20 protein-coding genes are annotated in these 19,445 nt (G+C 60.9%); 9 read left to right on the top strand and 11 right to left on the bottom strand.

The genetic code is table 11. The features are described from left to right. Positions 1 to 52 precede the first annotated feature (52 nt). Both clpA and clpS read right to left on the bottom strand, forming a co-directional pair. Positions 53 to 2,332, bottom strand: a complete 2,280-nt coding sequence (gene clpA / locus IGB42_RS18585; RefSeq protein ID WP_159674478.1) for an ATP-dependent Clp protease ATP-binding subunit ClpA — start codon at positions 2,330 to 2,332, stop codon at positions 53 to 55. Then, positions 2,329 to 2,667, bottom strand: a complete 339-nt coding sequence (clpS, locus tag IGB42_RS18580) for an ATP-dependent Clp protease adapter ClpS (RefSeq protein WP_374705060.1) — start codon at positions 2,665 to 2,667, stop codon at positions 2,329 to 2,331. Before clpS ends, clpA begins: the two co-directional genes overlap by 4 nt. Positions 2,668 to 2,894: 227 nt before the next feature. Here clpS and IGB42_RS18575 point away from each other — a divergent pair, with 227 nt between their 5' ends. After that, complete coding sequence (locus IGB42_RS18575; RefSeq protein WP_159674474.1) at positions 2,895 to 3,098, top strand: cold-shock protein; 204 nt, start codon at positions 2,895 to 2,897, stop codon at positions 3,096 to 3,098. A 134-nt stretch (positions 3,099 to 3,232) separates the two neighbouring features. On the opposite strand, the gene icd is transcribed toward IGB42_RS18575, so the two are convergent. Then, positions 3,233 to 4,456 (bottom strand): NADP-dependent isocitrate dehydrogenase, encoded by a 1,224-nt coding sequence (icd, locus tag IGB42_RS18570; RefSeq protein WP_159674472.1) that lies wholly within the window; start codon positions 4,454 to 4,456, stop codon positions 3,233 to 3,235. Between the two features lie 122 nt (positions 4,457 to 4,578). On the opposite strand from icd, the gene IGB42_RS18565 reads away from it, so the two are divergent. From IGB42_RS18565 to mnmA, 5 genes are all read left to right on the top strand, one after another. Next, positions 4,579 to 5,202 carry a pseudouridine synthase gene (locus IGB42_RS18565; protein ID WP_159674470.1) on the top strand — a complete coding sequence of 208 codons (624 nt, stop codon included), beginning with the start codon at positions 4,579 to 4,581 and terminating at the stop codon, positions 5,200 to 5,202. Between the two features lie 208 nt (positions 5,203 to 5,410). Further along, the gene (locus IGB42_RS18560) at positions 5,411 to 5,605 is read left to right on the top strand and encodes a hypothetical protein (protein ID WP_159674468.1); all 195 of its coding nucleotides are present in this window, start codon (positions 5,411 to 5,413) and stop codon (positions 5,603 to 5,605) included. 187 nt (positions 5,606 to 5,792) lie between these two features. Continuing rightward, a complete protein-coding gene (locus IGB42_RS18555) occupies positions 5,793 to 5,981 on the top strand; it encodes a hypothetical protein (protein WP_159674466.1) in 189 nt (62 codons plus the stop codon). 122 nt (positions 5,982 to 6,103) lie between these two features. Further along, positions 6,104 to 6,574, top strand: coding sequence for an NUDIX hydrolase (locus tag IGB42_RS18550; protein ID WP_159674464.1), 471 nt, complete (start codon positions 6,104 to 6,106; stop codon positions 6,572 to 6,574). After that, positions 6,571 to 7,629 carry a tRNA 2-thiouridine(34) synthase MnmA gene (mnmA, locus tag IGB42_RS18545; protein ID WP_159674462.1) on the top strand — a complete coding sequence of 353 codons (1,059 nt, stop codon included), beginning with the start codon at positions 6,571 to 6,573 and terminating at the stop codon, positions 7,627 to 7,629. The genes IGB42_RS18550 and mnmA overlap by 4 nt, the downstream gene beginning before the upstream one ends. An 88-nt stretch (positions 7,630 to 7,717) precedes the next feature. Here mnmA and IGB42_RS18540 read toward each other — a convergent pair whose 3' ends face one another. The 7 genes from IGB42_RS18540 to purB form a co-directional block, all read right to left on the bottom strand. Then, positions 7,718 to 8,449, bottom strand: coding sequence for a proteasome-type protease (locus IGB42_RS18540; protein WP_159674460.1), 732 nt, complete (start codon positions 8,447 to 8,449; stop codon positions 7,718 to 7,720). Positions 8,450 to 8,514: 65 nt separating this feature from the next. Further along, positions 8,515 to 9,306, bottom strand: a complete 792-nt coding sequence (locus tag IGB42_RS18535) for a transglutaminase family protein (protein WP_159674458.1) — start codon at positions 9,304 to 9,306, stop codon at positions 8,515 to 8,517. Between the two features lie 7 nt (positions 9,307 to 9,313). Next, complete coding sequence (locus IGB42_RS18530) at positions 9,314 to 10,246, bottom strand: alpha-E domain-containing protein (RefSeq protein ID WP_201800008.1); 933 nt, start codon at positions 10,244 to 10,246, stop codon at positions 9,314 to 9,316. A 28-nt stretch (positions 10,247 to 10,274) separates the two neighbouring features. After that, entirely contained in the window at positions 10,275 to 11,702 is a 1,428-nt protein-coding gene (locus IGB42_RS18525) for a circularly permuted type 2 ATP-grasp protein (RefSeq protein ID WP_159674456.1), read from the bottom strand. Positions 11,703 to 11,898: 196 nt separating this feature from the next. Continuing rightward, complete coding sequence (locus tag IGB42_RS18520) at positions 11,899 to 12,837, bottom strand: DegV family protein (RefSeq protein ID WP_159674454.1); 939 nt, start codon at positions 12,835 to 12,837, stop codon at positions 11,899 to 11,901. Between the two features lie 150 nt (positions 12,838 to 12,987). Then, the gene (locus tag IGB42_RS18515; protein WP_159674452.1) at positions 12,988 to 14,454 is read right to left on the bottom strand and encodes a YdgA family protein; all 1,467 of its coding nucleotides are present in this window, start codon (positions 14,452 to 14,454) and stop codon (positions 12,988 to 12,990) included. 113 nt (positions 14,455 to 14,567) lie between these two features. Then, positions 14,568 to 15,938, bottom strand: a complete 1,371-nt coding sequence (gene purB / locus IGB42_RS18510; RefSeq protein WP_159674450.1) for an adenylosuccinate lyase — start codon at positions 15,936 to 15,938, stop codon at positions 14,568 to 14,570. Between the two features lie 275 nt (positions 15,939 to 16,213). Here purB and IGB42_RS18505 point away from each other — a divergent pair, with 275 nt between their 5' ends. Then, positions 16,214 to 17,095, top strand: coding sequence for a 2OG-Fe(II) oxygenase (locus IGB42_RS18505; RefSeq protein WP_159674448.1), 882 nt, complete (start codon positions 16,214 to 16,216; stop codon positions 17,093 to 17,095). 166 nt (positions 17,096 to 17,261) lie between these two features. Next, positions 17,262 to 17,987: a 5-oxoprolinase subunit PxpA gene (locus IGB42_RS18500; RefSeq protein WP_201800007.1), complete on the top strand. Its 726-nt coding sequence runs from the start codon at positions 17,262 to 17,264 to the stop codon at positions 17,985 to 17,987. A gap of 78 nt (positions 17,988 to 18,065) precedes the next feature. Here the strand turns inward: IGB42_RS18500 and IGB42_RS18495 are convergent, their stop codons facing one another. Then, positions 18,066 to 18,401: a DUF5684 domain-containing protein gene (locus IGB42_RS18495; protein ID WP_159674446.1), complete on the bottom strand. Its 336-nt coding sequence runs from the start codon at positions 18,399 to 18,401 to the stop codon at positions 18,066 to 18,068. 233 nt (positions 18,402 to 18,634) lie between these two features. On the opposite strand from IGB42_RS18495, the gene murI reads away from it, so the two are divergent. Continuing rightward, the gene (murI, locus tag IGB42_RS18490; RefSeq protein WP_159674444.1) at positions 18,635 to 19,444 is read left to right on the top strand and encodes a glutamate racemase; all 810 of its coding nucleotides are present in this window, start codon (positions 18,635 to 18,637) and stop codon (positions 19,442 to 19,444) included. Position 19,445: the final 1 nt, after the last annotated feature.

Genomic DNA, 19,445 nt, shown 5'->3' with positions numbered 1-19,445 from the left:
TTTGTTTTTGCTACCGGTTTCTTGCGGGCAATGCACAGATCAGAAAGAGCGATCAGGCCGGTTCGGCTGCCACTTCGGCATCGTCCAGCTGCAGGACTACCTTGCCGTCCTCGTCCAGATCGATGGTGACGTCGCCACCGCGGGTCAGTCGGCCGAACAGCAATTCGTCGGCCAGCGCCTTGCGGATGGTGTCCTGGATCAGGCGCGCCATTGGCCGTGCACCCATCAGCGGATCGAAGCCCTTTTCCGCCAGCATGGCTTTCAGCGCCGGCGTAAAGTGCGCATCCACCTTCTTTTCCTGCAGTTGCAGTTCCAGTTGCAGCAGGAACTTGTCGACCACCTTCAGGATGACGCTCTGATCCAGCGGGGCAAACGGAATCGTCGCGTCCAGACGGTTGCGGAACTCCGGCGTGAACATGCGCTTGATTTCCTGCAGCTCGTCACCGGTTTCCTTCCTGGCGGTAAAGCCCAGCACCGGCTTGTTCAGCGATTCTGCGCCGGCATTGGTCGTCATCACGATGATCACGTTGCGGAAGTCCGCCTTGCGCCCGTTGTTGTCGGTCAATGTGCCGTGGTCCATCACCTGCAGCAGGATATTGAAGATATCCGGATGCGCCTTTTCGATTTCATCCAGCAGCAAGACCGCGTACGGGTGCTTGTTGATGGTCTCCGTCATCAGGCCACCCTGCTCGAAGCCCACATAGCCCGGAGGCGCACCGATCAGGCGGCTGACCGCATGGCGTTCCATGTACTCGGACATGTCGAAGCGGATCAGCTCGATGCCCAGCGTATACGCCAGCTGCCGTGCCACTTCGGTCTTTCCCACGCCGGTCGGGCCGCTGAACAGGAACGCGCCGATCGGCTTCTGCGGGTTGCCAAGGCCGGCCCGCGCCATCTTGATGGCGGTGGCCAGTGCCTCGATCGCCCGGTCCTGGCCGAACACCACGTTCTTCAGGTCGCGATCCAGTGTCTTCAGTGCGCTCTTGTCGTCGTTCGAGACGCTCTTGGGCGGAATACGCGCGATTTTGGCCACGATCTCTTCGATCTCGTGCTTGTTGATCGTTTTCTTCTGCTTGGAGCGCGGCAAGATCTTCTGTGCAGCACCGGCCTCATCGATCACGTCGATGGCCTTGTCCGGCAGATGGCGGTCATTGATGTACTTGGCCGACAGCTCTGCCGCAGTAGCCAGCGCCGACAGCGTGTACTTCACGCCATGATGGCTTTCGAACTTGTCCTTGAGCCCCTTGAGGATCTCCACCGTCTGCTCGACCGTCGGTTCGGCCACGTCGATCTTCTGGAAGCGGCGCGACAGCGCGTTGTCTTTTTCGAAGATGCCACGGTATTCGGTATACGTGGTGGCACCGATGCACTTGAGTGTGCCGTTGGACAGCGCCGGCTTGAGCAGGTTGGATGCATCCAGCGTACCGCCAGAGGCCGCGCCGGCACCGACGAGGGTGTGGATCTCGTCGATGAACAGGATGGCGTTGCGCTCTTCGGTCAGCTGCTTGATCACGGCCTTCAGCCGTTGCTCGAAATCGCCGCGATACTTGGTGCCGGCCAGCAGTGCGCCCATGTCCAGCGAATACACGGTGGCATCCGCGAGGATGTCCGGCACTTCGCCTTCGACAATGCGGCGGGCCAAGCCCTCGGCAATGGCTGTCTTGCCCACGCCGGCTTCACCCACCAGCAACGGGTTGTTCTTGCGGCGGCGGCACAGGATCTGCACCACGCGCTCCAGCTCCTGCTCGCGGCCGATCAGCGGATCGATCCGGCCTGCCAGCGCCTGCTGGTTGAGGTTCTGCGTGAAGTTCTCCAGCGCGCCACCCGGGGTGACTTCGCTGTCGTGCTCTTCGGATTGCTCCTGGCGCGATGCGCTGTTGGTCGGCGCAGCACCGCCTGCCTGCTTGGCAATGCCGTGCGAGATGAAATTCACCACGTCGAGGCGGCTGATGCCCTGCTGGTGCAGGAAATAGACTGCGTGGCTGTCCTTCTCGCCAAAGATGGCGACCAGCACGTTGGCGCCGGTGACTTCCTTCTTGCCCGACGACTGCACATGCAGGATGGCGCGCTGGATCACGCGCTGGAAGCCAATGGTGGGCTGGGTTTCAACCTCGCCGGTACCGGAAACCACCGGTGTGTGCTCGGTGACGAAATCGCCGAGCGCGCGGCGCAGCTCGTCCATGTTGGCGCCGCACGCACGCAGCACCTCCGCGGCCGAGGGGTTATCAAGCAGCGCAAGAAGGAGATGCTCCACGGTGATGTATTCGTGGCGCTTTTGTCTCGCTTCCATGAACGCCATATGGAGGCTGTGTTCAAGTTCCTGGGCGATCATTCTTGTACCTCCATGATGCATTGGAGCGGGTGGTGATGCTGGCGGGCGAAGCTGTTCACTTCGTCCACCTTGGTGGCTGCAATGTCCTTGGGATAAACCCCGCACACACCGCGACCTTCTGTATGAACTTTGAGCATGACCATGTTCGCTTGTTCATGCGCCATGGCAAAAAATTGCTGCAGCACCACCACGACGAATTCCATCGGTGTGTAGTCGTCGTTCATCAGGAGCACCGTATACAGGGGCGGTGGCCCCACACGTGTTTCCTGCTCTGCCAGTTGTGGATCAATGTGATGCTCTGTAGCCATGCTGTTCCATTCACCTCTGTTTCTCATTTTGGCCCGACTGCCGGGCTTTTCAAGCTTACCGAGGGCAATACCTGCTGTTGTATTTTTTACCCATGCGGCTTGACCGCCGTATGATTACTCGCGTACAAAGTGATCGCGTTTGATAAGCAAGCTTCATGCAATACCGGGTTCACCGTTGTGCAGGTCTTGGTATCAAACCGGAGTCCCATCCGGGACACATCTGCATCAACGCTATATCTGGAGAAAGACCCCAAATGGCAACCGGTACCGTCAAGTGGTTCAATGATTCCAAGGGCTTCGGCTTCATCACTCCGGACGAAGGCGGCGAAGACATCTTCGCACACTTCTCCGCGATCAACATGCCGGGCTTCAAGACCCTGAAAGAAGGCCAGCGCGTGTCGTTCGAAGTTGCGAACGGCCCGAAAGGCAAGCAAGCCGCAAACATCCAGGCCGCTTAATCGCTGCTTGAGTGTTTCGGAAAGACCCCGCTTCGGCGGGGTTTTTTTATGGGCTGTTTCATTCATGATAGGCCAAACAAAAAGCCCCGCACATGGCGGGGCTTCTTTTTGTGCAACGGTTCACAGCAACGCGCTTACATGCGTTCGATGATCGCCTTGCCGAAGGCCGAGCAAGACACTTCTTCTGCGTCGTCCATCAGGCGGGCGAAGTCGTAGGTGACGATCTTGGCCTGGATGGTTTTTTCCATCGCGGCAATGATAAGGTCAGCTGCTTCCTTCCAGCCCATGTGGCGCAGCATCATTTCTGCCGACAGCAGCAGGGAGCCCGGGTTGACCTTGTCCTGGCCCGCGTATTTCGGTGCGGTGCCGTGGGTGGCTTCGAAGCACGCCACGTTGTCGGACAGGTTGGCACCCGGCGCAATGCCGATACCGCCCACTTCTGCAGCCAGTGCGTCGGAGATGTAGTCGCCGTTCAGGTTCAGCGTGGCGATCACATCGTATTCGGCCGGGCGCAGCAGGATCTGCTGCAGGAAGGCATCAGCGATCACGTCCTTGATCACGATGCCGTTCGGCAGTTGCAGCCACGGGCCGCCGTCGATCTCGACGCCACCGAATTCGCTCTTGGCAAGCTCGTAGCCCCAGGTGCGGAACATGCCTTCGGTGAACTTCATGATGTTGCCCTTGTGAACCAAGGTAACGCTCTTGCGGTTGTTGTCGATCGCGTACTGGATGGCCTTGCGCACCAGGCGCTCGGTCCCTTCCTTGCTCACCGGCTTGATGCCGATGCTGCTGGTTTCCGGGAATCGGATCTTCTTGACGCCCATTTCCTGCTGCAGGAATTCGATGACTTTCTTGGCGCCTTCCGACTGCGCATCCCACTCGATACCGGCATAGATGTCTTCGGTATTTTCACGGAAGATGGTCATGTCGATGAGGTCCGGGCGCTTCACCGGCGACGGCACGCCGTCGAAATAGCGTACCGGGCGCAGGCACACGTACAGGTCCAGCTGCTGGCGCAGTGCCACGTTCAGCGAACGGATGCCGCCGCCAACCGGCGTGGCCAGCGGGCCCTTGATCGAGACCACGTAATCTTTCAGCGCGGCCAGCGTTTCTTCCGGCAGGTAGTTGTCGTTGCCGTAAACCTTGGCTGCCTTCTCGCCGCAGTAGATTTCCATCCAGTGGATCTTGCGCGAGCCACCGTAGCTCTTGGCGACTGCAGCGTCGACCACATCCTTCATCACCGGGGTGATATCAACACCGATGCCATCGCCTTCGATGAACGGGATGATGGGATTATCTGGTGTGGCGAGGTTCGGGACGATCTTGGTGCCGCCCTGCGGAACTTGGATGTGGCTCATGTTGCTTCCCTGAGGTGGTTAGTCAGACAACGCCTTGACGGCGCAGCAAAAACGCGATTATCGCGTGAAGCACCACTTTGTGCCAAGCCATGCCTGATGTATGGGCAGGTAGAATCGCGCTTATGGCCAAACTCATTTTATTCAACAAGCCTTGGGGCGTGATATGCCAGTTTTCGCCCAGCCCGCCGCACCACTGCCTTGCCGATCATGTGGCGATCAGGGATGTCTACCCGGCCGGCCGGCTGGATACCGATTCCGAAGGGCTGCTGCTGCTGACCGATTCCGGTGCATTGCAGTCGCGCATTGCCGATCCCAGGCACAAGCTACCCAAGACCTACTGGGTGCAGGTGGAAGGTGCGCCGGATGATGATGCGCTGGCTCCGTTACGTTCGGGTGTCGATCTGGGTGACTTCGTCACCAAACCCGCGCAGGTAAGGGTGATCGACGAGCCTGCCGGCCTGTGGCCGCGCGATCCACCGGTGCGCTTCCGCGCGGCCATTCCCACCACCTGGCTGGAGGTGATCATTGCCGAGGGCAAAAACCGCCAGGTGCGGCGGATGACGGCCAAGGTGGGCTTTCCCACGCTGCGCCTGATCCGCGCGGCGATCGGTGATTGGCAGCTTGCGGACCTGCAGCCCGGGCAGTGGCGACAGCTGGATGTGAAAGCGCCCGTGAGTGCGCCGGCACCGCGTGCCAGTACCGGCCCGAAGCAGCGCGGCAGGCGCGGTCCGAACAAGGCCCGTTGATCGGCTGCTGGCTGCGTCTTGTCGTCCGGCTGCCGCATGGCAGCGTTGTGATCAGGCACCGGTTGATTTATTGGCAGCTTGCATTAGCTTTCACTTGTTACTGATGTATCGTTTGCTTGTTGCAAGTATTTTTGCCTGGCGCAATGGCGCGTCTGCTACATCGGTCAATGGGCTTGTTTTTCATCCACCACCCCAAAGGAGTATTGCCATGCAAAAAGCAATTTTTGTGCTGTTGTCCCTGGGCATTTCTGGCGTGTTGTACGCAGGAGAAGCGGTATCCGAGCAGGCTAACGGCAAAACGCATGAAGAATATGTGCAAAAGCAGGAGCAGCAGAAAAAGGACCGCGCCGCGAAGAAGTCCAAGAAAAAGGCCAGCGCCGCGGCAGCGTCCGCGATGCAATAAGGCGGTATCGTGGCAATGGAATGGGCGGAGATACCGCCCATTTTTCATGGACGCCATCAATCCTTGCCAAAAAATCACAACGCATTCGGGTGATTTGCCACAGTCGATTCTGCATCCTCGCTACGTATATCGGGAACGGGCCTGGTGATGTGCCACCCGTCTTCGCATGCATACAAGGAGCACGATCATGAAAAAATTCATCATTGCACTGGCCGCACTGTGTTTTTCCGGTGCCGTTCTCGCCAGTGAAGCCCCCGAAGAGTTCAATGGCAAAACCCAGCAGGAATACAAGGCCAAGGAAGACAAGATGAAGCACCACCGGGCCGAGAAAAAGGCCAAAAAGAAGGCCAGCGCTGCTGCTGAAGCGCCGATATAACTGCAGTCATTTCCCATTGCGATAGCAGGAGCGGGCGGCAACGCCCGTTTTTCATGGGCGCAAAACTCGTAAGGGGGCAGGGCTTCGGGTAAAATCACTGTTTGTATTCAAGTGGTTGCCTTATGTGGAAGCCCAATGCCACGGTCGCGGCGGTGATTGCCCGCGGCGATACCTTCCTGCTGGTTGAAGAGCGCATCCTCGGCGAGCGCAAGCTCAATCAGCCTGCTGGTCATATCGACGCCGGCGAATCCATCATCGAAGCCTGCGTGCGTGAAACGCTGGAAGAGACGGCCTATCACGCGGTGCCGACCGCGCTGGTGGGCATCTACCAGTGGAGCCCACCGGAGCGCCCGGAACTCACCTACCTGCGCTTTGCCTTTGCTGCCGAGCTCACCGGTTTCGACGATACCGCCATGCTGGACGACGGCATCGAAGCCGCCGTGTGGCTGACCCGCGACCAGATCGTGGCGCGCAGCGCCGAACACCGCAGCCCGTTGCTGCTGGCCTGTATCGATGATTACCTGGCCGGCAAGCGCTACCCGCTGGCATTGCTGCGCGATTTCGATGTGCCGCTGCGCGGAGGCAAGCCATGAGCGACAAGATCGTGGTGGGGCTGTCCGGCGGCGTGGATTCATCCGTCACCGCGCACCTGCTGCAGCAGCAGGGCTTCGAAGTGCATGGCGTGTTCATGCAGAACTGGGAAGACGACAACAACGACGAATACTGTTCGATCAAGGAAGACAGCATGGATGCCATTGCGGTGGCTGACCTGCTGGGCATCGATATCGAGCTGGTCAACTTTGCCGCGCAGTACAAGGACCGGGTATTCAGCTACTTCCTGGCCGAGTATTCGGCCGGGCGCACGCCCAACCCGGATATCCTGTGCAATAGCGAAATCAAGTTCAAGTGCTTCCTGGATTACGCGATCGAACTGGGTGGCGTGAAGATGGCCACCGGCCACTACGCGGACAACCGCGTGCGCGCCGATGGCCGGACCGAGCTGATCCGCGCTGCCGATCAATCCAAGGATCAGACCTACTTCCTGTATCGCCTGTCGCAGGCGCAGGTGAGCCAGGCAGTGTTCCCGCTGGGCGGGCTGCAAAAATCGCAGGTGCGCGAGATCGCCGAGCAGATCAAATTGCCCAATGCCCGCAAGAAGGACAGCACCGGCATCTGTTTCATCGGCGAGCGGCCGTTCCGCGAATTCCTCAACCGTTACCTGCCCAAGGTGCCGGGCAAGATGCGCACGCCGGAAGGCCGCGCAGTGGGTGAGCATATGGGCCTGATGTACTACACCATCGGCCAGCGCCAGGGCCTGGGTATCGGCGGCGAGGGCCTGCCGTGGTTCGTGGCGGGCAAGGACATGGAAAACAACGAGCTGATCGTGGTGCAGGGCCATGATCACCCGCTGTTGCTCAAATCCACACTGCTGGCCAAAGACTGCTCCTGGATACTGGGCGAGCTGCCGGCCGAGGGCAGCTACACCGCCAAGACACGTTACCGCCAGCAGGATGCCGCGTGCACGCTGAGCCACGCCGGGGATGGCGTGGTACTGACCTTCGACGAACCGCAATGGGCCATGACGCCGGGGCAGTCGATGGTGTTGTATGGCGGGGAGGTATGCATGGGGGGGGGCATCATTCAGTAGCGGTTATTACTGCTGATGCGATGTCAGGACAGCCAGTGCGGAGTGCGCTGGCTGTTTTGTTTTGTGGAGACTCCAAAGCTCAGATGGCTTACTGCTCAAACCACGCGGCATCTTCCAGCTCGCTGAACACGTGCCGCAACCCCGCCCCCCAGATCTGGCGGATGTTGTTGAAGTAGGGATCGCTCTCGGTCACGCGGTACGGCCGGGCCGGGGTGAAGGTGTCCTTGCGGTAGCTCAGCACGTCTATCGGCAACCCTACCGACAGATTGCTGCGTATGGTCGAATCGAACGAGATCAGCGTGCACTTCATCGCCTCTTTCAGTCTGGTGTCGTAGCGCACCACGCGGTCGAGGATGGGTTTGCCGTATTTGGATTCGCCGATCTGGAAGTACGGCGTGTCCTCGGTGGCCTCGATGAAGTTGCCGGCCGCATACACATTGAACAGTCGTGGCGCTTCGCCGCTGATCTGGCCACCCAGCAGGATGGAACAGCTGAAATCGATGCCCTGTGTCATTTCGCCACCGCTGTCGCGGGCGATCACTTCGCGTACTGCCTGGCCCACCAGCTCGGCGGCGGCAAACAGGTTGGCCACGTTCAGCAGGTTGGGCAGATCACTGCCGCAGCGCGTGCGCAGCAGGCTGATCACGCTTTGCGTGGTGGCCAGGTTGCCGGCGCTCAGCAGCACCAGCGTGCGTTCGCCCGGCGTTTCGAAGATATGCATCTTGCGGAAAGTGGCGATATGGTCGACACCGGCATTGGTGCGTGAATCGGATGCAAACAGCAGGCCATCCTGCAAGGCCATGGCAACACAGTAAGTCATGCAGCGGGTTCCGGAAAAACAGCGTGGGTTGCCGCAATTGTACGCCAGCAGCAGCGCGATGCCGGCTACTGCTGGTCCATCAGCGCCACCTTGGCGAGCGATTGCAGCGATTCGGTGCCGCCGCCACGGCGCACGCCGCGTACCGGGCCGGCTTCCAGGTAATCCAGCCCCAGCGCCAGCCGCACGTAACGTTCGTCCGGCGTGCAGTTGTTGCTCACGTCGAAGCCGTCCCAGCGGTTGCCGGTCCATGCCTGTGCCCACGCATGGCTGGCCACATGGCCATCGTGCTCGGTGTACAGGTAGCCGCTGACGTAACGCGCCGGAATGCCCAGCAGCCTGCAGGCAGCAATGAACACATGGGCGTGATCCTGGCATACGCCTTGCCCCAGCGCATATGCGGCAGCGGCGGTGGTGGTGGCATCGGTCTGGCCGGGCAGGTAGGGCATGCGGTCGAGCAGGTCGGCCATCAGGTCCAGCAATGCCTCTCGACCGTGGTGCGTAACCAGCGTGCGGTAGCCTTCGGCAAACGCGGTCAGCGCCGCATCGCAGCCGGTGAGCGGGGTGGGGCGCAGGAACAGCTCGGCGGGCAGCGGCTGGTCCGCGCTGACATTGCTGCGGGTTTCCACCGTGCCTTCGGCAACGATGCGTATGGTATCGCCGGGGGTATCGAGCACCAGCAGGTGCTGGCGGTTGCCATAGGCATCGTCGCTGGCACTGGCAGGCGCCGGCAGTGCCAGCGACCAGTCGATCACCTGCTGGTCGCGGTCGGCGCGCGGCGTCAGCCGCAGCAGCTGCGCGCTGTGCAGCAGCGCTGCATCGTAGCGGTAGACGGTTTCGTGATGGATATGCAGTTTCACGGTGGCCTCAGGCAGCTTTCAGATAGGCTTGGTAAATGCGGTCACCCAGCCCATTGATATCGATCAGGCACTCGGCCAGGTAGTCGTGCAGCCCTTCGTCGAGGATCTCGTCCACACTGGCGAATTTCAGCTCGGCCAGCAGCGCAGCGGCATCGCGCTGCGCCAGCCTGCCGTTGTCGCCTTCCAGCTGGGCAAGAATCTTGCAGATGGCCTCCAGGCAGGCGCGCAGCGAGCGCGGCAGCCGTGGCGACAGGATCAGCATCTCGGTCACCTGTCGTGCGGTGACGGCATCGCGGTAGATTTCCAGATAGGCCTCGTACGCCGACAGCGCCTTCAGCAGCGCACTCCATGCATAGTAATCGGATGCGCTGGCGGCCTCATCGCTTTGCAGCAGATGTGCTTTCACATCCAGCAGCCGCGCGGTGTTGTCGGCGCGCTCGATGAAGGTGCCCAGGCGGATGAAGCTGTATGCATCGCCGCGCAGGATGGTGCCGTAGGTGACGCCACGGAACAGGTGCGAGCGCTCTTTCACCCAGTCGAAGAAGGCGCCGACATTGTCGATGCCCTTGGCGGCATATTCGCGTGCCTCGATCCAGGTTGCGTTGATGTTTTCCCACATCTCCGCGGTGATCTTGCCGCGCACCGCGTGGGCGTTCTCGCGTGCCTGGCGGATGCAGCTGACGATGCTGGCCGGGTTGCTGCGGTCCAGCGCCACGAAGTCCAGCAGCTTTTCCGGCGTCAGCTCATCGTGCTTGCGGTTGTACTCTTCCAGCATTTCTGTGATCACCAGCGGCGCACTGATTTCGCTACGCGCACCGTTCTTCGATTGCGGCAGCAGCGCCAGGCTGAAGCTCACGTCGAGCAGGCGGGCCAGGTTCTCGGCGCGTTCCAGGTAGCGGCTCATCCAGTACAGGTGATCTGCGGTACGGCTCAGCATCATCGCGCAATGTCCTTGTTATTGTTGTCGTTCACGCTTCGAGCACCCATGCGTCCTTGGTGCCGCCGCCCTGCGACGAGTTCACCACCAGCGAGCCACGCTGCAGGGCCACGCGCGCCAGGCCACCGGGCACGATCTTCACTTCCTTGCCCGCCAGCACAAACGGGCGCAGGTCGATATGGCGCGGTGCAATACCCTCCTCGACAAAGGTCGGGCAGGTGGAGAGCGCCAGCGTGGGCTGGGCAATGTAGTTGGCCGGGTCGGCAATGATGCGGCAGCGGAATTCAGCGATTTCCGCGCGGCTGGCTTTGGGGCCGATCAGCATGCCGTAGCCGCCGGCGCCGTGTACCTCTTTCACCACCAGGTCATCCAGGTTGGCCAACACGTGCGAGAGATCGGCCGGCTTGCGGCATTGCCAGGTGGGCACGTTCTTCAGCAGCGGTTCTTCATCCAGGTAGAAGCGCACCATGTCCGGCACGTAGGGGTAGATGGATTTATCGTCCGCCACGCCGGTGCCGATGGCATTGGCCAGGATCACGTTGCCAGCACGGTAGGCGGCCAGCAGGCCGGGTACGCCCAGCGATGAATCGGACCGGAACGCCAGCGGATCAAGGAAGTTGTCGTCCACGCGGCGATATATCACGTCCACCTGCTTGTGGCCGGCGGTGGTACGCATGAACACGCGGTCGTTGCGCACGAACAGGTCACGGCCTTCCACCAGTTCCACACCCATCTGCTGCGCGAGGAACGCATGCTCGAAATACGCACTGTTGTAGTGGCCGGGCGTCAGCACTACCACCGTGGGGTTATCGGCAAATGTGGCGTGGCGCAGCGTATCGAGCAGCAGGCTGGGGTAGTGCTCGACCGGGGCCACCGCGTGGCGGGCAAACAGCTCCGGGAACAGCCGCATCATCATCTTGCGGTTTTCCAGCATGTAGGACACGCCGGAGGGCACGCGCAGGTTGTCTTCCAGCACATAGCAATCGCCGTCGTTATGGCGGATCACGTCCACGCCGCTGATATGCGAATAGATGCCATGCGGCAGGTTCACGCCACGCATGGCGGTCTGGTATTGCGCGTTGGCCAGCACTTGCTCGGCCGGAATCAGCCCGGCCTTGAGGATATGCCCATCGTGATAGATGTCATGCAGGAAGGCATTGAGCGCGGCCACGCGCTGGCGCAGGCCGGCTTCCAGCCTTTGCCATTCATCTGCGGGCAGGATGCGCGGAATGGTGTCGAAGGGGATCAACCGTTCGGCATCGTTGTCGTCACCGTATACGGCAAAGGTGATGCCCACGCGGTGGAACAGCAGTTCGGCTTCCTGGCGGCGCTGGCTGAGCGTTTCGGCGCTCTGCTGGTTCAGCCAGCGCAGGAACTCGTCGTAATGCGGACGTACGGCCAGATCGCTGGCGAGCATCTCGTCGTAAATACTGGCGGCAGGGGGTTCAATCCGGTGCATGAGGCTATCCTGGCGGGGCGAGATAGTCCTGCTTTAGCAAGCAACGCGCCAACGGCCGCCAAGCCGCGTGCCGGCTGGATCGGGCTGCCATTCCGCTGGCATGCGGGCCGGTTTGCTGCGCCAAAGCGGTGCGCGGCAACGGGCCGCCGGCAGCGCGATGCCCATTTTTCTGGCGGTGCGCCGCGCGATGGCGCGCCTAGTCGAACGGGATTTCGTGCTCGGCAGCAAACGCCAGCGCCAGGCCGCCGGCACCGATATTGACTGCTGCCGTGGCGCTCATTTCGCACACGTGTACATCCACGCCATGCTTGCCGGCGCTGCTGCGCAGATCGGCGTAGCCGGGCATGGCGGCAACGGCGGCAGGGTCGCCACCGTAGCTGATGGTGATGGTGGGGGCGAGCAGATGCTTGCCCTCGATCAGGCTGGTGGCCAGTGCAAACAGCTTGTGCACGCCGGTCTCGAAGCCACGCACCTTGGCCACCGGGTGCGTATCGCCCTGGAAGCCGCGGATTACCGGCTTGATGTCCAGCGCGCTGCCCAGCAGATAGGTGGCCAGGCCCACGCTCTTGTCGCCCTTGCGGCGCGCGTTGTTGCGTAGCTGCGCCAGGTCGGACGGAATCAGGAACGCCTGCGTGCAATGGGTAAGCTGCTCGATACGGCTGATGATGGCGGATGTGGTGGCTTCGGCTTCCGCCATGCGCACGATCTCGGCCACGATCAGCCCCTGGCCGACGAACAGGTTCTGGCTGTCGAACACCCGCAGGCTGAATGGCCGGGTTTGCCCGGCGGCTTCACGGATGGGGCGGTAATCGGTGAGGATGGTGCGTGCGGCCTGCGTCGCGTTGTCGAAGATCTTGCTGCGCGAGCTCATTACCGTCAGGCAGAACACATAGTCGAAATCGACCACGATCTGGTCGAGGAAGCGCTGGCGTATCGCATCCACGCTGAATGGCTCGGACAGGAATTCGCTATCGCCCAGCGTGGCGTAGAACGCCCGCGTGGCGGCCGGGTCGCGCCGGTCGATGAAGGTGCTGTCGCCACTGCGTATGGTGATGGGCAGGATATCGATGCGGTGCTGATCGAGAAACGCGCGCGGCAGATCGCAGCAGGAGTCGGTAACGATGCCTATGCGCATGATGAGTCCATCCAGTAAAAGCGGTCGTGCATGATGTGAATCTGATATGTCAGTGTCAATCAGGCAGGATGCGTACCCGGATATTTGAACGACGGACGGCAAGAAAAAACGGGGGCCTTAGCCCCCCGTTTCCGTGCAATGACGTACCGCTTACTTGGCGGCTGCCGGGCTGGCGGCCGCCGGTGCGCTGGCCGCCCACGGCAGCGGTACATTCACGCCATTGAGCGTGAACGCGCCCTTGCTGAGGTCGGCAGTGGCAGCGAGCATGTCGCCCTCCACGCGGATCAGTTTCTGCTCGGCCAGGCGGTTGATCTGCCCCTCGACAAACTGGCCGGCCAGGTAATCCAGATCAGCCTGCGAGATACCCGAATCCGGCCCGCCGAACATGCGGCTGGCCTGCCAGGTGATGATGGTTTCCACCACTTTGCGCGGCACGACAAAATCGGCCTTGGCGTTGAGCTTTTTCACGAACTCGACCGGGCGGTCCAGATCGCCAGCCACGAAGCCCTTCAGGCCAACCAGGCCATTGAAGCGGATTGCGCCATCCGGCAATTTAACTTCCAGCTTGTCGATGGCCAGTTGCGGATCGTGCGTGAGCAGCGGCATGCCTTGTTCGCGGGCGAGCCTGGTGAGCTTCTCGGCAAATTCGTCCCGCTTCAGTGGTTGCTTCTGCAGCGCGGTGAACGCATCACCCAGCTTGGCCAGCGTAGGGCCGTGCAGGTGGCGCGCGCTGGCCAGCAGTTCGGCCGGGCCATAGGGCTTGTCGTCCAGTACCAGCCTGGCCAGCTTGAATTCGGCGGTGCCGTCGATGAACTCGCCGTTTTCAACCAGCTTGCCGTTGTAGCTTGCCTTGTCCAGTTGCAGCTTGAATGGTGTGCCCTCGGTGATATTCAGGTCGAGGCTGTCGAAGGTGGCCTGCGACTGGCCGATCATCAGGCCGGTCTTGCCACGGGTATGGTCGAGCGAGACCTGCAGGTTCTTGAAATCGAACGTGCCCTTGCCCTTGGCTTCGCCGGACAGGCCCGGCGCACGCGCGTCGAGCTTCACGCGGTTGAAGTCGCCGCCGTAGTCCAGCGTGGCATCCAGGCCTTGCCACCTGGCCTTCACGCCGGAAATGGCTTCTTCGTAATCGAAGCCGGGTACCGCTACCTTGATCACGCCATCATCGTCGAAGCCGATGCGGTTTTCGATAGTGATGGGCTTCTGTTCGCCAAAGAATTTGCTCAGCAGCTTCTGCGTTTCCGGTGCGAAGGCAAAATCGGTGCTGACCACGGCCTTGTACGGGTGCAGGTTGAAGTGCGCCAGCAAGGGCAACGGGCCATGGGTGATGTGCTGCGTGTAGGTGACTTCGAACTCGGGCAGCGGCTCGCCTTCCTTTTCCAGCGCAAAGCGGTACAGCTCCGGGTTGATCTTGAGCGTGGTTTTCTCGGTGGACGAGAACCAGCCGCGCTCGTACTGCCTGTCCTTCACGATGAAGTAGGGCAGGCTGCTCAGCCATTCGTGCTGTTTCTGCAGCGTGGTTTCGGCCGCGCGGCCGGCAAACCAAGCGCCGCCGATATAGCTGGCGGCAAGGACGACAACGGCGGCGGTGCCGGCGATCAGTACTTTGCGTTTCACGCTGGAACATCCCTTGCATTGTGAAGGCCGGATGCAATCCGGCCGTGAACCCGCCCCTGCCAGTCTGCCGCATCGGGGGCAGGGCCGGAAAGCGGGTCCGGAACGGCTGATGGTTAAATGCGACGGGCCAGTTCTTCGGCCTTGCCGAGGTAGCTTGCCGGTGTCATTTCTTTCAGGCGGGCTTTCTCTTGCGCCGGGATGGCCAGGCCGTCGATGAACACTGCCAGGGTTTCACGCGTGATGCCGCGCTGGCCACGGGTGAGTTCCTTCAGCTGTTCGTACGGGTTGGGCACGCCATAGCGGCGCATCACGGTCTGGATCGGCTCGGCCAGTACTTCCCAGTTGTTGTTCAGGTCGTCCAGCATGGCCTGGCGATTCACTTCCAACTTGTTCAGGCCCTTGAGCGCCGATACATAGCCCAGCAGTGCATAGCCCAGGCCCACGCCCATGTTGCGCAGCACCGTGGAGTCGGTCAGGTCGCGCTGCCAGCGCGAAACCGGGAGCTTCTGGCTCAGGTGGGTGAGCAGCGCGTTGGCCAGGCCCAGGTTGCCTTCGGAATTTTCGAAATCGATCGGGTTGACCTTGTGCGGCATGGTCGAGCTGCCCACTTCGTTCTTGTTGACCTTCTGCTTGAAGAAGCCCAGCGAGATATAGCCCCAGATGTCGCGGTTGGTATCGATCAGGATGGTATTGATGCGCGCGAAGGTATCGTACAGCTCGCTCATGTAATCGTGCGGTTCGATCTGGATCGTGTACGGGTTGAAGCCGATGCCCAGGCCCTCGACGAAACGGCGGCAGAAGCCTTCCCAGTCGAACTCCGGGTAAGCGGACAGGTGGGCGTTGTAGTTGCCGACGGCGCCGTTGATCTTGCCGAGGATTTCCACTTCTTCCAATCGCGCCAGCTGGCGCTCCAACCGGTAGGCCACGTTGGCCATTTCCTTGCCCATTGTGGTGGGCGTTGCCGGCTGGCCGTGGGTGCGGCTCATCATCGGTGCATCGGCCAGCGCGTGGGCCAGTTCCTTGAACTTGGCGACCATCTCGCGCAGCTTGCCCACCAGCACGCTGTCGCGCGCGCCCTTGAGCATCAGCGCGTGGCTGAGGTTGTTGATGTCTTCCGAAGTGCAGGCAAAATGGATGAATTCGGATGCGGCGCTCACCTCGGCATTGCCGGACAGGCGCTCTTTCATCCAGTACTCAACTGCTTTCACATCGTGGTTGGTGGTGCGTTCGATGGTTTTGACTTCCAGCGCGTGCTCGGGCGAGAAATCGGCAACCACGCGATCGAGTTCGGCAATGGTGGCGGCCGAGAACGGGCGGATTTCCGCGATGGCGCTTTCCTCAGCCAGCGCCTTGAGCCACGCCACTTCAACGGTGACACGGTTTTTCACCAGTGCGTATTCGGAAAAGTGCGGGCGCAGGTCGGCAAGTTGCTTTTCATAGCGGCCGTCGAGCGGGGAAAGGGCGGTCAGTGCGGAGAGTTCCATGAGGCGGTCTGCAGCGGATCGAAACAAAGGCGGGATTCTAGCACAGCCATATCACCAGCCTCTGCCCGCCCGGCGGTCAAAATATGGGCAATACTTACCGCAAGCCCGCTGCAATGCTGCCCTGCACGATCATGCCAGCCAAAGCAGCCAAGTGATTGATGTCACTTTATATTGCATCGCAGCGTGGAAAGCGGATGACTTTGTAGTCGGCCTGGCTGACAATACACCTTACATAAAAACCCTGAGCCAAAGAGCTCAAACGAGGATGGAGTCTAATGAACAAGATCATAGAGTTATCGCCAGACTGGCAAAGCTGGCTGCAGGATAATCTGGCCCGTGGCTGCGCACCGCAATCGCTGATCGAAATGATGGTGGCGCACAACTTCGAGCCGATGTTTGCCAATGCCATCGTGTTCCATTTCACCGCGCTGGGCCAGGCGCCGATACCGCAGGCTTCCGAGCCCAATGCCAACCAGCGCGCGGCGCAAACCGGTTATCAGTACGAAGCACCGCGTCTTGCCGCCACCGGTAATACCATCACCACGCATGACCGTGAGGTGCGCGTAGCGGCGCGCTTTGCCAAGCCCTACGTGGTGATACTCGATGGCCTGCTGTCCACCGAAGAGTGCGACGAACTGGTACGGCTGTCTGCCGACAAGCTCAAGCGTTCGATGATTGTCGATCCGCAAACCGGGGGCGATGCGGTGATTGCGGACCGCACCAGTTTCGGTACCTTCTTTGCGGTGAACGAGAGCCCGTTCATCGCCACGCTGGACCGCCGCCTGTCCGAAGTGATGCAGATGCCGGTCGAAAACGGCGAGGGTATCCAGATCCTCAAGTATCCGGTGGGCGGCGAATACAAACCGCATTTCGATTACTTCCCGCCGCGTGATCACGGCAGCAAGGGTCATCTGAAACAGGGCGGCCAGCGCGTTGCCACGCTGATCATGTACCTGAACGACGTGCCGGACGGGGGCGAAACGATATTTCCGGAAATCGGCCTGGCGGTATCGCCCAAAAAGGGTTCGGCAGTCTATTTCGAATACTGCAACAGCCTGGATCAGGTAGACCCGCTGACACTGCATGGCGGCAATCCGGTGGTGAGTGGCGAGAAATGGATCGCCACCAAATGGGTACGCCAGCGCCGCTACAGCTGATCGCTGCTGATCTGCCGCAGCTGTAACGCGCTGCGTTGCTTTATCCACCATCTGCTGCGTGCCGGGGTGTGATGCATGGGGCATCTGCCGTATGCTCGCCGTATCCGGGCGTGCGGTATGGTCACGCCTGTCGCGGCCGATGCCGCTCTGGCCGCAGGAGCGCCATATGGACAGTCTGAAAATCGACCTCAACGCAGACCTGGGTGAAGGTGCACCGCACGATGCCGAGCTGATGGCGCTGATCTCGTCGGCCAGCATCGCCTGTGGCGGGCATGCCGGTGATGTGGACAGCATGCGGGCAACGGTGCTGGCAGCGCGTGCGCATGGCGTGCGCATCGGCGCGCACCCCAGCTATCCGGACCGGGCGCATTTCGGCCGCCGCAGCCTGCAGATCACGCCTGCCAAACTGGCCATCGATATCACCGCGCAGCTGTGGTCGCTGAAAGCGGTGTGTTTTGAAGCCGGTGTGTCGTTCTCGTATGTGAAGCCGCATGGCGCGTTGTACAACGATGCCGCGCGCGATGCTGCGCTGGCAGACCTGATTGCCGGCACCATCCATGAAATCGATCCCGGCCTGGCACTGATGGGATTGGCAGGTAGTGAGCTGATCGCCGCCGGGCAGCGTGCCGGCCTTGCCACCATCAGCGAGGTCTTTGCCGACCGCGCCTATCTGGCGGATGGCAGCCTGATGCCACGCGATCAGCCCGGCGCGGTGCTGGATCATGAGGCGGCTTTGGCGCAGGCGCTGACGGTGGTCAATCGGGGTGGTCTGACTGCAGTGGATGGCACATGGCTGGCATTGAATGCGGATTCAATCTGCGTGCATGGCGACAATCCGCATGCGCTGGCATTTTTGCAGCTGCTGCACGCCAGGCTGGGAGCGGCGCGTTAATCGGATTGCCCCGAGGGCAAGCCGGGTGATACGCACGGCGGCTACCTGAAAGACCACCGCCGCGCGTATGCCTTGCGATCAGGCGTTCTCGTCGTAGGTCGCGTCACCGAAACCGAGGATCGGGTAGAAAACGAAGCCCAGCAGCGCCAGGCCGATGCCGAAACCCGTGCCTTTGCCAAACTTCCTGGCCAGTTCGATGGAAATGAGGAACACCACCACGATGTTCACGAGCGGGATGAAGGTCAAAATAATCCACCACAGTGGCTTCTTCACGATTTCAAGCAGCACAATGATGTTGTAAATCGGGATGATGGCCGCCCAGCCAGGCTTGCCAGCCTTGACGAAGGTTTTCCACACACCGGCAATGATGCCGACGATGACTGCCAGATAAATGATGCTGCTAATGAACCCCATTTTGCTTCCTCTCCGAATTTAGGTTTAACAGCCGCTGTCATTTTTGTAACGCGGTGTAAGGCTTTATTGAGGATTTTTGGGATGTAGTCAACTGTAGGGGTATGTCTGACGACAGTTTGTTGCCTGAATGACAATGGCAACGTGGCTATTTTCCGTTGCTGTTGGCCTGTAGCTGCTGCCCATCCGGCTGAGTGCAGCGTAAAATGCAGGTTTTGCCAAGTCTGGATTGCTTCATGGCCCGCTCGCTGCCCTCACATCCCATAGGCGTATTCGATTCCGGTGTGGGCGGCCTGACGGTCGTGCGTGCGCTGATGGACCGGCTGCCGTTCGAAGACATCGTTTATTTCGGTGATACCGCGCGCGTGCCCTATGGGGTGAAATCGGTGGCCACCATCCAGCATTTCACCCAGCAGATCGCCGATTTCCTGCTGCAGCAGGACGTGAAGTTGCTGATCATCGCCTGCAACACCATGGCCGCAGTGGCCGCCGACGTGGTGCGCGCCAAATCACCGGTACCGGTGCTCGACGTGATCGAAGCCGGCGCGAAGAACGCGGTAGCGCGTACGCGCTCAGGCGGTATCGGCGTGATCGGCACACCTACCACCATCAACTCCAACGCCTATGCGCGTGCCATCCACCAGCTCAATCCGGACAACCGCGTGTATTCGCAAGCGTGCCCGCTGTTCGTGCCGCTGGTGGAAGAGGGCTGGCTGGATCACGCGGTGACACGGCTGACCGCGCAGGAGTACCTGAAGCCGGTGTTTGTCGAGCAGATCGATACGCTGGTGCTCGGGTGTACGCATTACCCGCTGATCAAGCCGCTGCTGCTGGAGCTGACGGGCGAGCGCATGCAACTGGTGGATTCGGCACTGTCGATTGCAGATCAGACTGCCGAGCTGCTGCACGCACAGGGCCTGGCCAATACCAGCCGCGACATGCCCGATTACCGCTACGTGGTGACCGATGTGCCGGTCAAGTTCCAGACCGTGGGCGAGCGCTTTCTTGGCCGCAGCCTCAACCACATCGAGCGCGTGGAGCTGTAGC

The sequence above is a fragment of the Andreprevotia sp. IGB-42 genome (assembly GCF_009848685.1).
Classification (GTDB): Bacteria; Pseudomonadota; Gammaproteobacteria; order Burkholderiales; family Chitinibacteraceae; genus Andreprevotia.
The sequence above is the reverse complement of the archived record's forward strand: the minus strand, read 5'-3'. Positions and strand labels throughout refer to the sequence as shown.

Bases quoted from the DNA above. Each gene is read 5' to 3' on its own strand.
- clpA (WP_159674478.1), bottom strand. From the start codon at position 2,332: ATGATCGCCCAGGAACTTGAACACAGCCTCCATATGGCGTTCATGGAA.
- clpS (WP_374705060.1), bottom strand. From the start codon at position 2,667: ATGAGAAACAGAGGTGAATGGAACAGCATGGCTACAGAGCATCACATT.
- IGB42_RS18575 (WP_159674474.1), top strand. From the start codon at position 2,895: ATGGCAACCGGTACCGTCAAGTGGTTCAATGATTCCAAGGGCTTCGGC.
- icd (WP_159674472.1), bottom strand. From the start codon at position 4,456: ATGAGCCACATCCAAGTTCCGCAGGGCGGCACCAAGATCGTCCCGAAC.
- IGB42_RS18565 (WP_159674470.1), top strand. From the start codon at position 4,579: ATGGCCAAACTCATTTTATTCAACAAGCCTTGGGGCGTGATATGCCAG.
- IGB42_RS18560 (WP_159674468.1), top strand. From the start codon at position 5,411: ATGCAAAAAGCAATTTTTGTGCTGTTGTCCCTGGGCATTTCTGGCGTG.
- IGB42_RS18555 (WP_159674466.1), top strand. From the start codon at position 5,793: ATGAAAAAATTCATCATTGCACTGGCCGCACTGTGTTTTTCCGGTGCC.
- IGB42_RS18550 (WP_159674464.1), top strand. From the start codon at position 6,104: ATGTGGAAGCCCAATGCCACGGTCGCGGCGGTGATTGCCCGCGGCGAT.
- mnmA (WP_159674462.1), top strand. From the start codon at position 6,571: ATGAGCGACAAGATCGTGGTGGGGCTGTCCGGCGGCGTGGATTCATCC.
- IGB42_RS18540 (WP_159674460.1), bottom strand. From the start codon at position 8,449: ATGACTTACTGTGTTGCCATGGCCTTGCAGGATGGCCTGCTGTTTGCA.
- IGB42_RS18530 (WP_201800008.1), bottom strand. From the start codon at position 10,246: ATGATGCTGAGCCGTACCGCAGATCACCTGTACTGGATGAGCCGCTAC.
- IGB42_RS18525 (WP_159674456.1), bottom strand. From the start codon at position 11,702: ATGCACCGGATTGAACCCCCTGCCGCCAGTATTTACGACGAGATGCTC.
- IGB42_RS18520 (WP_159674454.1), bottom strand. From the start codon at position 12,837: ATGCGCATAGGCATCGTTACCGACTCCTGCTGCGATCTGCCGCGCGCG.
- purB (WP_159674450.1), bottom strand. From the start codon at position 15,938: ATGGAACTCTCCGCACTGACCGCCCTTTCCCCGCTCGACGGCCGCTAT.
- IGB42_RS18505 (WP_159674448.1), top strand. From the start codon at position 16,214: ATGAACAAGATCATAGAGTTATCGCCAGACTGGCAAAGCTGGCTGCAG.
- IGB42_RS18500 (WP_201800007.1), top strand. From the start codon at position 17,262: ATGGACAGTCTGAAAATCGACCTCAACGCAGACCTGGGTGAAGGTGCA.
- IGB42_RS18495 (WP_159674446.1), bottom strand. From the start codon at position 18,401: ATGGGGTTCATTAGCAGCATCATTTATCTGGCAGTCATCGTCGGCATC.
- murI (WP_159674444.1), top strand. From the start codon at position 18,635: ATGGCCCGCTCGCTGCCCTCACATCCCATAGGCGTATTCGATTCCGGT.